The 12,134-nt window shown below is 68.2% G+C and carries 8 protein-coding genes; 5 read left to right on the top strand and 3 right to left on the bottom strand.

From position 1 onward, the window contains the following. The first annotated feature begins 2 nt into the window (after nucleotides 1–2). From BM337_RS16490 to BM337_RS16480, 3 genes are all read left to right on the top strand, one after another. Nucleotides 3–1,148, top strand: a complete 1,146-nt coding sequence (locus BM337_RS16490; protein ID WP_089817912.1) for an AAA family ATPase — start codon at nucleotides 3–5, stop codon at nucleotides 1,146–1,148. Nucleotides 1,149–1,254: 106 nt separating this feature from the next. Further along, a complete protein-coding gene (locus BM337_RS16485; RefSeq protein ID WP_177227585.1) occupies nucleotides 1,255–3,978 on the top strand; it encodes an AAA domain-containing protein in 2,724 nt (907 codons plus the stop codon). Nucleotides 3,979–4,024: 46 nt separating this feature from the next. Next, the gene (locus BM337_RS16480; protein ID WP_177227582.1) at nucleotides 4,025–4,870 is read left to right on the top strand and encodes a phosphatase PAP2 family protein; all 846 of its coding nucleotides are present in this window, start codon (nucleotides 4,025–4,027) and stop codon (nucleotides 4,868–4,870) included. 124 nt (nucleotides 4,871–4,994) lie between these two features. Here BM337_RS16480 and BM337_RS16475 read toward each other — a convergent pair whose 3' ends face one another. The 3 genes from BM337_RS16475 to BM337_RS16465 all read right to left on the bottom strand — a co-directional run bounded on the left by BM337_RS16475 (nucleotide 4,995) and on the right by BM337_RS16465 (nucleotide 9,985). Next, nucleotides 4,995–6,677 carry a PH domain-containing protein gene (locus tag BM337_RS16475; protein ID WP_089817908.1) on the bottom strand — a complete coding sequence of 561 codons (1,683 nt, stop codon included), beginning with the start codon at nucleotides 6,675–6,677 and terminating at the stop codon, nucleotides 4,995–4,997. Continuing rightward, entirely contained in the window at nucleotides 6,674–7,147 is a 474-nt protein-coding gene (locus BM337_RS16470; RefSeq protein WP_089817906.1) for a PH domain-containing protein, read from the bottom strand. The genes BM337_RS16475 and BM337_RS16470 overlap by 4 nt, the downstream gene beginning before the upstream one ends. An 84-nt stretch (nucleotides 7,148–7,231) precedes the next feature. Then, nucleotides 7,232–9,985 (bottom strand): ATP-dependent helicase, encoded by a 2,754-nt coding sequence (locus tag BM337_RS16465; protein WP_089817904.1) that lies wholly within the window; start codon nucleotides 9,983–9,985, stop codon nucleotides 7,232–7,234. Nucleotides 9,986–10,074: 89 nt separating this feature from the next. Between BM337_RS16465 and BM337_RS16460 the strand changes: the two genes are divergently transcribed. Together BM337_RS16460 and BM337_RS16455 are read left to right on the top strand one after the other, a co-directional pair. After that, entirely contained in the window at nucleotides 10,075–10,950 is an 876-nt protein-coding gene (locus BM337_RS16460; protein WP_089817902.1) for a dihydrodipicolinate synthase family protein, read from the top strand. Nucleotides 10,951–11,143: 193 nt separating this feature from the next. After that, complete coding sequence (locus BM337_RS16455; RefSeq protein WP_089817900.1) at nucleotides 11,144–11,974, top strand: ArsR/SmtB family transcription factor; 831 nt, start codon at nucleotides 11,144–11,146, stop codon at nucleotides 11,972–11,974. Nucleotides 11,975–12,134 lie beyond the last annotated feature (160 nt).

Raw genomic sequence — 12,134 nt, 5'->3', positions numbered from 1 at the left:
GTATGACAGACGAGCTGCAGGGTCGGACGGTCGAGGCCGCCGCCGACACCTGCCTCGACGTGGTCGAACGGGTGGAAGAAGCCGCCGTGGTCGAGCGGGGGGTCCTGCTGGCTATCCTGGCCGCCGTCGTCTCGAAGGGTCACGTCCTCCTCGAAGACGTCCCCGGGACGGGCAAGACCGTCACGGCGCGGGTGTTCGCCGAGGCGCTGGGCCTGGAGTTCAAGCGCATCCAGTTCACCCCGGACCTGTTGCCGGCCGACGTCACCGGGTCGAACGTCTACGACGAGCACACGAAGGAGTTCGAGTTCTCGAAGGGCCCCATCTTCGCCAACGTCGTGCTGGCCGACGAGATCAATCGCGCTCCCCCCAAAACGCAGGCCGCACTGCTCGAAGCGATGGAGGAGGGCCAGGTGAGCGTCGACGGGACGACCTACGACCTCCCGGAGCCGTTCGTCGTCATCGCGACGCAGAACCCCATCGAGCAGGAGGGGACCTTCCGCCTGCCGGAGGCCCAGCGCGACCGCTTCAGCGTGAAGACCTCCTTCGGCTACCCGGACGTCGACGGGGAGATGGCCCTGCTCGACCGGCGGGCCGGCCGCCGGACGCTCTCGCCCAGCGTCGAACCGGTCGTCGACCGCGAGCGCGTCGTCGAGCTACAGGACCTGGCCGAGGACGTCCGCGTCGACGAGAAGGTCCGGCGGTACATCGTCGACGTCGCGCGGGCGACGCGGACGGACGACCGCGTCGACGTCGGCGTCTCGCCCCGCGGCGTCCAGCGCGTGTTCGAGGCCGCCCGGGCCGCGGCGCTCGTCGCCGGGCGCCGGTACGTCACCCCCGACGACGTCAAGCGTCTCGCGGAGACGACGATGGCCCACCGGCTCGTGCTCACGACAGAAGCGACCGTCGAGGGGGTCCAGCCCGGTGACGTGATTCGTGACGCGCTCGACTCGCTCGACGTCCCCGCGGTGTCGCCGGACGCGAGCGAGTCAGCGGACGGGAGCGAACCGACGGACGCGGACGGCTCCGCTGGCGACGCCGACGCGGCCGAACCGGCCACAGACCAGCCAGACTCCGACGGGACGACCGAGACCGACGGATCACCCGGCGAGGGAGACGCGTTCGCCGATAGCCCGTCCCAGGTCGACTGATAGTACCGGTTGTAATTCTGTCCCGGCAGTTTGCTGCCGATGGTTGGTGCAGTCCCAGATTGTCCTCGATAGCCGATGCAGGTCGAGCGTAGTTACAACCGGTACTATGACATCCAGGCCGACGACCGACAGGGTTTTTCCGACCGCTCTCTTGCCTTCTCCCGTGCAATTACGTGGGGTCGTCGTGGACGTATCCGACGCCAAGACGGTGAACACGCAGTACGGGGAGAGCGACCTCTGCGAGGTGACGTTCAAGCCGGAGGGCGGCGTCGCCGAACCGGTCACGGCGACGCTGTGGGGCAAGTGGGCGGAGACGGCCGACTACCTCGAACCCGGGATGGAGGTCGCCGTCTACGACCCCGACGAACGCGAGTACCAGGGCGAGACCCAGTACTCCGTCGGCGGCGATTCGACGCTCGTCGTCGAACCCGACTTCCTCGTCGACGTGACCGACGTCCGCTCGTGGGTGCAGTGCCCGCGGATGTACTACCTCAACAAGATCGGCGGCACCGACCACGCCTACCCGGTCGTCAAGGGGACCATCGTCCACGAGGTGTTCGGCGACCTGCTCCGCGGCCGGGACCTCGACGAGGCCATCGACGACCACGTCGACGACGCCGGCCTCGACCTGGGCCTCCTGGGCCGGGACGCCGAGGAGGTACGCCAGGAGGTCCGGGACCACGCCTCTGCCATCGAGGGGTGGCTCCAGCAGGGCCTCCTCACCGAGGAAGACGAGTGGCGCTCCGAGATGACGCTCGTCTCCGAGCGCTTCGGGATGAAGGGGCGGGCCGACGCCGTCCGCCGCGGGATGCCGGTCGAACTGAAGACCGGGAAGAACACCAAGCGCGACCCGCGGTTCCAGGACAAGATCCAGGCCGCCTGTTACGCGCTCATTCTCGAAGAGCGAAACGGAGAGGCGCCCGATACGGGCACGCTGCTGTACACCAAGAACGCCGCCGTCGAGCGCACCGAGGAGTCGGGCGACCTCTCGCCGGCCAAGGAGTTCTCCATCAACGGCGGCCTGCTGAACTTCGTCGTCCGGACGCGCAACGAGATCGCGGCGATGGAGTACGACGCCAGCGTCCCGACCGGCTACGAGGCCGACGCCAGGTGCGAGTACTGCTTCGAGCAGGACACCTGCATGGTGGTCTCCGGCCGCCTCGACCAGGAGTCGAAGGCCGGCAAGATCGGGTCGGCGATCCCCGAGGAAGAGCGCGAGTACTTTGACCGGTTCTACCAGGCAATCGAGCAGGAGCGCCGGGCCGTCCACCGCGAGTACGCGAAGCTCTGGGACCAGACGCCCCAGGAACGGGCCGACGACGACCGCGCGCTCGTGGATCTGGAACCGGCCGGACAGACCCAGCTAGACGACGGCCAGTGGGAACTGCGGGCGAAGGGAACGACTGCCGTCTCGAAGATCCGCGAGGGCGACCTGGCACTGGCGAGCGACGGAAACCCGATAACGGGCGCCGCCGAACTCTGCCGGATCGAGCGACTCGACGAGGACGAGGTGATCGTGACGTCGGACGAACCGGTCGAACTCCGCCGGCTCGACGTCTACCCCTCGGAGATCGGCACCGACCGGATGCTCACGGCGCTCCACGACGCGGTGCTCACCCGGCCGCCCGAGCAGAAGGACGTCCTCTTCGGCCGCAGGGAGCCCGAGTTCGCCGAGGTGACCGAGACGTTCGTCGACAACAACGCGGCCCAGAACGAGGCCGTGCAACTGGCCGTCGGCGCCGAGGACTTCGCGCTGGTCCACGGCCCGCCGGGCACGGGCAAGACGTACACGCTGGCTCAGGTCGTTCGGGCTTGCGTGGCGAGAGGGGATCAGGTCCTCCTCTCGGCGTTCACCAACCGCGCGGTCGACAACTGCCTGGAAGCCCTAGAGGACCAGGGATTCGAAGACGTCGTCCGCGTCGGCACCGAGAGCGGCGTCCGCGACGACATGCAGGCGTACCGCCTCGACACCGCCGGCGACCCCGACGAGTGCGTGAGTCAACTCGAAGACGCCGCCGTCGTCGCGGCGACGACGGCCTCGTGCAGTTCGCGTATCATGCGGACCCAGGAGTTCGACACCGCCGTCGTCGACGAGGCGGGTCAGCTGACGGAACCGGGCACCCTCGCCGCGACGGCGCGGGCCGACCGCTTCGTGCTGGTCGGCGACCACCAGCAGTTGCCACCCGTCGTCAGTTCCGAGAAGGCCAACGAGGTGCTCGGCCAGTCGCTGTTCGAACGACTAATCGACGAGTATCCCGACGCCAGCGTCCTGCTCGACCGCCAGTACCGGATGGCCCAGCGCATCCAGGCGTTCTCTTCGCGGGAGTTCTACGACAACCAGTTGCGCCCCGCCACGGGCGAGGTCGCCGCCCAGCGCATCGGTGACCTGCCGGACGTCGACCCGGAGGCCCTGCCCGAGAACCTCAGAGACGGCGCGGCGTTCGTCGACCCCGACGGGAGCGCCGAGGGCAACACCAACCCGACGGAGGCCGCCGAGGTCGCACGGGTGGTGTCCGAATACGTCGACGCGGGCCTCGACCCGAGCGATATCGGCGTCATTGCGCCCTACCGTGCCCAGGTCGCCGAGATCAGCAAACACGTCCCCGAGAGCGTCGCCGTCGACACCGTCGACCGATTCCAGGGCTCCAGCAAGGAGGTCATCGTCGTTTCCTTCACCGCCACCGGATCACTCGACGGACCGATCTTCGAGGACTACCGCCGGATCAACGTCGCGCTGACCCGGGCGAAGAAGGCGCTCGTGCTGGTCGGCGACGCCGACGCGCTGGCGACCGACGAAGTGTACGGTCGCATGGTCGAGTGGGCGCGCTGACGCTGTTGTCGCCCGATTTATGTGGCCCGCCGGGGATGCGTCGACCATGTTTCGGCTCGAAGGGCTGTCGCGACTGATCTGGGAGTCGGTCCCGGCGGGCGCGGCGGCGCCGTTCGGGGTGATAACGGCGCTCGGGAGTGCGACGTTCCTGCTGCTGGCGCTGTCGCTCCTCTATTGGCTCGACGAGCGGCGGTCGACGGCCGCCGTGGTCAGCTACGCGCTGATCGCGCTGGCCGTCGTCGTCGGGCTCAAGGCCGCGCTCGCGCTCCCGCGACCGCCGGAAGCCGTCAGGCTGATCGCCCTCCACGCGGACCCATACGGGTTCCCCAGCGGGCATGCCGTCGCCGCCGTGGTCGTCTACGGCGGCCTCGTCACTGTCCGGGACCGCCTCGACGACCGACGGGCCGTCACCGGCGTCGCCGTCGTCGTCGCCCTCGTCGGACTTTCCAGAGTCGTTCTCGGGATGCACTACGTTGGCGACGTGGTTGTCGGGACCGCGCTCGGACTGGCGCTGCTCGCCGTCTGCGTGCGCCTCGTCGGCGACGACCCGACTCGTGGGTTCGCGCTCGCGGCGTTGCTCTCGGTTCCCGCGCTCGCCGTCACCGGACTCGGGGCCGAGGCGCTGCTCGCGTTCGGCGGGAGCCTCGGCGGCGTGCTCGGAGGTCTCCGTCTGGACGGCCTGGCGGAACTCCAGTCTCGCTTCCACGGCGTCGTCCTGACTGCAGTCGGTGTTCCATTCGTCTTCTTGACCGACGCACTCGCCGACGGACTCGTCGAACCGGTGCTCGTCGTCCTCGCGTACACGCTTCTCGTCGCAGGGATACTCCGCTTGCCCGCGCTCGTCCACCGCCTCCCGCTGGACGCTGTCCGGCGAGCGTCGAAGCCGCGATAATACCGGGAATCGAACGCTCGTCCGTCCGGACGTGGTGGACACGCCGTCTGGAGAACCCGTCTTTTCAGACCCGCGAGCGCTCGGCGAGGGGTGCGTGTTCGAGACCCGACTCGTCCCGGCGGAGTCACCTGAGTGCGTCGGTGCTCCCGTCGTCTTCCTCGGCGCGTCGACGCTGGATGTCCTCTCCGAGACGCGTGCGAAGAACGTCGTGGAGCGTCCGGGCCGTCGCGTCGTCCACGTCGTGGGCCGTCGCGTCGCCGCCCATCAGGCTCGACGTGCTGGCGGTGTCGGCGGTGACGCTGGCCAGGTCGCGGTACCGCTGGAACACGCTCCGGCTTCCGATGACCGTCTGGACGCGGTAGTACGGGACCGAACGCGTCGTCCGGGTCCAGAAGCCGCTCCGGGCGACGAAGACGTCGTCAGTCGTCGCGTGCCCACGATGTTTCCACGTGAGGTGGCCGGCCACAGGGGCGAGGACCAGCAGCGCCAGCGGCGCGTACCACCAGCCGACGTCGAGGAGGAACTGGTCGACGAGGAGGGCCAGTGCGGCGACCGCGAGTGGCAGGAGTGCGAACCTGACGGCGTATCGCCGGCGCGCGCGCCGGGGTGGCCGCTCGACCGGCGGCGTCTCGAACTCCCCGAGCGATTCGGCCAGCTCGGTGACTGTCGCGCTGTCGTCGAGCGGGATGGCCGTGTTCGACGCCTGGCCGTCGTTCGCGCCCGGACCGTACCCCGCGGTCTCGACGGAGAGGCCGGCGTAGCCGAGGGATCGCATCGGCGCCGTCTCCTTTATCGACACCGTCTGTATCTTCTCGACGGGGATCGACCCGCTGTATCGGTTGAGGAAGCCCCGCTCGTAGCGGAGTTCGTCCCCGACGCGCCTGAGCCGGAAGTCGTAGAACTCGACCATCGTGAGGACGGCGCTGACTACCAGCGTGGCGAGGGCGAATTCGACGAGCGTCACGCCCGCGACGATGGCCAGTTCGGTCGGCGAGTACGTCGGCAGGAGTTCGAAGGCCACCCGCTCGGGACCACCGAGAGCCGCGGTCGTCGCGGACAGGACGGCCAGCGCGAGGTCGCCGAAGAAGGGCGTCCCGACGACGACGAGAACCGGCGCGCCCGGTTTCGCCGTCATCGCACCGAGCCGGAGCAAGTCGGCGTGGTCGAGTCGGTAGAGATCCTCTTCCTCCGGCGCTCGTCGCCGGGCCGTCGTCGGCTCGTCGCTCGATGCGTCACCGGCCACGCCACCGCCGGCCGCTCCGTCGCCACCTGTCTCGACGGCGCCTGCTCGGTCGGTCCCGGCCGATGCCGTCGACGGCGCCGATTCGCCGTCTTCACCGATGGTTCCACTGGCTTCGTCCACCGCTTCGCGACCGTGGGCAGCGACGAACTCCTGGAGTCGTCGCGCTTCCTCCAGGTCGACGGCGTTCAGGACGGCCTCCGTCGAGCCGCCGCCGGCCGTCTCGAAGTTCACGACGGCGAGGCCGAGCGCCCGCTGGATCAGGTTCCGCGTGACGTCGACGTTCTGGATCCGGCCGAGCGGAATCTCCCGCTCCTGGCGGTTCAACACGCCCGACGAGACGGCGAAGGTGTCGCCGGCCGTCTCGTACGTGAACCGCAGGTAGCGAGCGACGCCGTAGGCGGCGCCGGCGAGGGCACCGACACCACCGAGCGCGAACGTAGCCCAGAAGGGCGCGAGGTCGAGCGGGCCGGACAGCAGAATGCCGAGGAAGAAGCCGGTGCTCCCGAACCGGAAGGCCGTGGCGATCACTCGCTGGACGGCACTGAGTGGGTGGAGTCGCCTCATACGGCGTCGGATCCCTCGCTCTCGATGGCGAGGTCGCGCAGGCGTTCGCGCAGTCGATTCGCTCGGTCCGGCGTGAGACCTGGGATGGAGATGTCCGCGCCCCGCGTCCCGGCGGTGTAGACGACGAGGCTCGACAGGCCGACGAGTCGCTCGACGGGCCCCCGCTGGGTGTCGACGTGCTGGACGCGGACGTATGGCACGGCGGTCTCGACTTCGGTGACGACGCCGCGGACGAGGTACAGCGCGTCGTCCTGTATCTCGAACCGCCAGCTCCGGTAGTACAGCAGCGCGTGGACCGCGCCGAGCAGGGCGGCAGCGACCCATATCGCCGCGACGAGCGCGTTACTCACGGCGAAGAACCGCTCGGGGACCACCCGGCCGACGACGAAGGCGATAACGGCCAGCACCGTGGCGGTCAGGAGGGCGCGACCGATCCACAGCAGCCTGACCCGCGAGTGAGGGCGTTCCATGGGCCGAACGGCGCAGGGGAGGTCAAAAAGGGTTGCCGTCGGTCCCGGTGGACCGGTCGGGCTACCCGCGCAGCTTCCGTCCCGTCACTCGCTCTCGACGGGCGGGCTCTGTCCGGTGCTCCCGTCCCCGTCTATCTCGTCGAGGACGCGGCGGTGGAACTCCTGGAGGACGGCCGACTCGTCTTCCGCGAGGACGACGTCCGTCGCGGCGAGCGTCGCGAGGCCGAACGCCCGTGGCGACGGCGAGTCGACGCGGACCGTCTCGACCGAGAGGTCCCCGTCCTGGATGGCGCCGGTCACCTCCTCGATGCCGGCGACGTTGAGCTTGTCCTCCAGGATTTCGCGGTAGGTCTCCTCGATGACGGCGAACGCCTCCAGGTCCTCGGCGAAACTCAGCAGCATCTCGGAGCTGACCTGCTGTTCGGCCGCGGACTTCTCGTAGCCCTTGTACCGCTTGAGGATCATCAGGGAGCGCGTCGCGTTGATGCGGAAGTACCGCTGGAGCAGGTCCGTCCCCTGGAGCGCCCGCCGGAGGTCGGTTCTCACGTCGTCCGGTTCGATGTCCGTCAGCAGTCCCTCCACGTCGACCTTGCGGTTGAGCGGCATCGAGAGGGTGAAGCCGTTGTCCGCGACGGCGACTTTCACGTTGGCGCTGGTCGCTTGAGCCACGCGATACGCGAGCAGGCGGGAGAAGCCGTCGTTGAGCCGCCGGCCGTAGCCCGAGTGGACGTAGTAGTGTCGTTCGTACTCGTCGTGGTCCAGGGCCTCCTCGACGACGAGACGGTCGTCCGTCGACAGCGAGTTCGACCCCGCGTAGGCGACCTGCTCGGAGAGCATCCGGGTGATGGCCCGGACGCTGTTCTCGTCCAGGGGATACTCCCGGAGCCAGTGACGTATTGCCGGTGGACCGCCCTCACCCAGTTTGTCGAGGAACTCCCGCTGGAACTGGAGTATCTCCTGGCCCAGGTCGTAGGAGAGCGGGAGACGCTCGGAGAACCACGAGGGAACCGTGGGCCGGGCGCTCGTCCGGTCGACGTACACCTTCGACCCGCGGCGGTAGCTGTACTGGAAGTGGTCGCCGCCGAGGACGAAGACGTCGCCCTTCTCCAGCGTGTCGAGGTACTCCTCGTCCAGTTGCCCGACCCAGTCGTCGCTCCCCCGGGTGTAGACGTCGCAGGTGAACGAGTCCGGGATGGTGCCGATGTTGGTCATGTAGATGACCCGGGCGAGCCGGCCGCGCTTGCCGATCAGTGGCTCGCCGACGGGGAACTGGTCGTAGTGGAACTCGCCGTCGGGCGCGTCGTTATCGTCGCGCCAGACCTTGGCGTAGACGTTCTTGTCCTCCATCCCGGCGTAGTCGGCCGTCAGGTAGCGCATCAACTGCTCCCAGTCGTGCTCGTCGTAGTTCCGGTAGGGATAGGCCCGCTGGAGGGTCGCCTTGACGTCTTCCTCGCGGCGGACATCGTTGATCGCCATCCCGTAGACGTGCTGGGCGGCGACGTCCTGGGCGTTCTCCGGGACGAACACCCGGTCCACGAACCCCTCGTGGGCCTTCTTCAGCATCACGGCGCACTCGATGAGTTCGTCGCGGTCCAGCGCGACGACTCTCCCTGTCACCGTCTGGCCGAGCTGGTGGCCGGCACGGCCGATGCGCTGGAGCAACGCAGCGACGGACTTCGGCGAGCCCACCTGGACAACCAGGTCGATGTGGGGCATGTCGATGCCCAGTTCCAGACTCGTGGAGGTCGTCACCACGTCGAGGCTTCCCTCCTTCAGTTGCTCCTCTATCTCCTGGCGCCGGTCCTTCGAGAGGCTGCCGTGGTGACAGCCCGAGTTCTCCTCGTCGTAGCCATCGTACTTCTCACGGAGGTTGTGCAGGACGCGCTCGGCGCCCGAACGCGTGTTGGTGAAGACGAGCGTGTTCGTGTGGCGCTGGATCAGGTCGTGGAGCTGGCCGTAAAAGCGGCCCTGGACGACGTCGCGAGGCGTGTCGATGAGGTCGTCCGTCGGACAGGTCAGTTCCACGTCGAACTCGCGGGCGAAGCGGGCGTCGACGATTTCGTAATCTCTGGTTCCCTCACCCGGCTCCTCCTGGCCCACCAGGTACTCCGCCATCGTCGACAGCGGCTCGACGGTCGCCGAACAGCCGATGCGGGTGGGCGAGCCGTGGGCCATCTCCTCGAGCCGTTCAAGCGACACAGAGAGGTGGGTGCCGCGTTTGTTCTCGGCGAGGCTGTGGATCTCGTCGACGACGACGTACTCCACGGTCCGGAGCTTCTCGCGGAACTTCGGGCTGTTGAGCAAAATGGCGAGCGTCTCCGGCGTCGTGTTGAGGATGTGGGGCGTCGTCTCCAGCATCTTGGACCGCTCTGCGTCACTGGTGTCGCCGTGGCGGATGGCGTGTCGGATCTCGACGTCCTCGCCCCGTCCGTCGAGTTTCTCGGTGATGCCGTCCAGGGGCACCTCCAGGTTCCGGTGGATATCGTTGGCCAGCGATTTCAGCGGCGAGACGTAGAGACAGTAGACGCTGTTCTCTAGCTCTTCCTCCCGGGCCTTGCAGAACAGCTCGTTGATGATGCCGGTAAAGCTGGCGAGCGTCTTGCCCGACCCCGTCGGCGCGGCGATGAGGGCGTTCTCCCGCTCGTGGATGAGCGGGATGGCTTCCTTCTGTGGCGGCGTGAAGAAGCCGCCGTTGTCGGGGACGAACTCGCCGAAGCGCTCGGTCCACCACTCCTGGACCACCGGTTCCAGCAGTTCGAGCACGTCCGCGTCGTCGATGGCGACGTCGCTGGGATCGAACGTGGGTTCGACCGCCGCGAGTCGCTCGCGTCCTCCCATCTGCTACGTCGAAGGGGCCGCGCAGTCAAGTGGGTTTGGTCCCCGGAGTGAAAGTGAAACGATAACCGCACGGGCACGCAATCGCTCCCATGGCCGATTCCTTCGACCTGCGCTGTCCGGTCGTGACGCCGATGAACGAGGACGGGTCCGTCGACCTCGACGGCCTCGAAACGCTCGTCGACTATCTCGTCTCGTCGGGCATCGACGGCCTGGTGCCCTGCGGGACGACGGGCGAGTTCTCGGCGCTCACCGACGAGGAGCGTCGCGCCGTCGTCGAGACGACTGTCGACGCCGCCGCCGAACGGGTCCCGGTGATGGCCGGCGTGGGCGGCACTGCGGTCGGTGAGGTCCGTCGGCACGTCTCGGAGGCCGAGGCGGTCGGCGCGGACTCGGTGCTCGTCGTCCCCCCGTACTTCGGCGGCCAGTCCTCGGCCGACGGCAACGAGGCGTTCTTCCGGGCCGTCCTCGACGACTCGCCGCTGCCGGCGTACCTGTACAACATTCCCCAGACCGTCGGTCAGGAGCTACAGGTCGACGCCGTCGCCGAACTCGCCGACCACGATTCGGTGGTGGGGATCAAGGACTCGGGGGGCGATCTGACCTACTTCGGCGACCTCCTGCGGCGGACTCCCGACGACTTCGAGGTCCACCAGGGCTGGGACGCCGCGTACCTGCCGTCGCTGGCGATGGGGGCCGACGGCGGGATCAACGCCCTCTCTCACGTCTGCCCCGACGCGTTCCACGAGGTGGCCGAGGCGGTGGCCGGGGGTGACCTGGAACGCGCCCGTCGCCACCAGCGGGAGACCATCGATCCGGTCTTCGAGTTCTGCCGGGACCACGGGTTCGCGCCGTCGGTGAAGGCCGCGCTGGCCCACCGCGACCTCGTCGATTCGGGGACGGTCCGGCCACCCCTGGACTCCCTGCGCGGCGAGGCGTTCGACGAACTCGTCACGGTGCTCGACTGACAGTATCGGTTGTCCCGCTTTTCAGGAGCCACACGCCACCGGGGGCGTTTCGGGGCTGCACTAACTGATGGCGGAGAACCATGGAAAACAAACCACAGCTGACACTAGGGCCCGATACTCGACGGACGACAAAGGTCAAATCGTGACTGAGCGTCCACGAGATACTTAACGGCGGACGTTCCTCTACTGCTGTATGTCGCTGTTGCCCTCGCGAGGTCCGGACGTCAGCACGGCCCAGGAGGGCGAGATGGAGGTGATCGGCGTCGACGAGGACGTCGACGGCGTACTCGACGCTCTCGCCTCCAACACCGCCAGGGCCGTGCTGAACGCGATCTACGACGACCCCGGGACCCCCTCCGAGATAGCCGACCGGCTCGACATGTCGATCCAGAAGGTCTCCTACCACCTGGAGAAACTGGAAGACGAGGAGCTCATCGCCGTCGCCGGCACCCGCTACTCCGAGAAGGGTCAGGAGATGAACGTGTACGAGCCGCCGGAGGACCCGCTGGTGCTTTTCGTCGGGACCCGCGAGCGCAAGGACTCGCTCCGGACGATGGTCAAGCGGTTGCTGCCGACGGTCGGTATCCTCGCCCTGGCGAGCGTCGCCGTCCAGCGGTTCCTCGGCCGCGACGGCGGTGGTGGACCAGTCTCGCTGTCGTCGGGAGCGGGCGGGGCCGACTCGGGGGACGGGAACGATCTCGACGCCGATTACGAGGCCCAGGACCAGGCTGCAACCCAGACCGAGGCGGCGACGTCGACACAGCCGGAGTTCAGCGCCGACTCCGGCGACGGCGGCAGTAACTTCTCCGTTCAGGACGCAGAGACGACCGAAACCGCGGCGGAGACCGCTACCGAAGCGCCGACGCAGACGCCCGTCGGCGAGTCGCTCGACACCACCACGCAAGTGACCGAGGCCGTCGCCGGGAGCGCCGGCATCTCGCCCGGGGTCGCCTTCTTCCTCGGCGGTCTGCTCGTCGTTGCCCTGCTGGTCGGCTGGTGGGGCTACCGGACCTACGGCCGCTGAATTGCATTCTTCCGGCGTCTCTCGTCCGGATCACCGTTCGACGCACCCCGCTACCGGTCGCTAAAAATCCGTTTTGAGTCTTGCGCGGTGTTTTGATATGCCGGTGTGTACACTGAATCGCGCCACCGTGGGCCCTCCCCCAGACCCAGACTGCCCGCTG

Source organism: Halomicrobium zhouii (assembly GCF_900114435.1).
Classification (GTDB): domain Archaea; phylum Halobacteriota; class Halobacteria; order Halobacteriales; family Haloarculaceae; genus Halomicrobium; species Halomicrobium zhouii.
This window is presented reverse-complemented; position numbering and strand designations above follow the sequence as displayed.

What these genes read in the sequence shown, in the direction of transcription:
- BM337_RS16465 (WP_089817904.1), bottom strand. Translation starts at nt 9,985, where the DNA reads ATGGGAGGACGCGAGCGACTCGCGGCGGTCGAACCCACGTTCGATCCC.
- BM337_RS16460 (WP_089817902.1), top strand. Translation starts at nt 10,075, where the DNA reads ATGGCCGATTCCTTCGACCTGCGCTGTCCGGTCGTGACGCCGATGAAC.
- BM337_RS16470 (WP_089817906.1), bottom strand. Translation starts at nt 7,147, where the DNA reads ATGGAACGCCCTCACTCGCGGGTCAGGCTGCTGTGGATCGGTCGCGCC.
- BM337_RS16485 (WP_177227585.1), top strand. Translation starts at nt 1,255, where the DNA reads ATGACATCCAGGCCGACGACCGACAGGGTTTTTCCGACCGCTCTCTTG.
- BM337_RS16455 (WP_089817900.1), top strand. Translation starts at nt 11,144, where the DNA reads ATGTCGCTGTTGCCCTCGCGAGGTCCGGACGTCAGCACGGCCCAGGAG.
- BM337_RS16475 (WP_089817908.1), bottom strand. Translation starts at nt 6,677, where the DNA reads ATGAGGCGACTCCACCCACTCAGTGCCGTCCAGCGAGTGATCGCCACG.
- BM337_RS16480 (WP_177227582.1), top strand. Translation starts at nt 4,025, where the DNA reads ATGTTTCGGCTCGAAGGGCTGTCGCGACTGATCTGGGAGTCGGTCCCG.
- BM337_RS16490 (WP_089817912.1), top strand. Translation starts at nt 3, where the DNA reads ATGACAGACGAGCTGCAGGGTCGGACGGTCGAGGCCGCCGCCGACACC.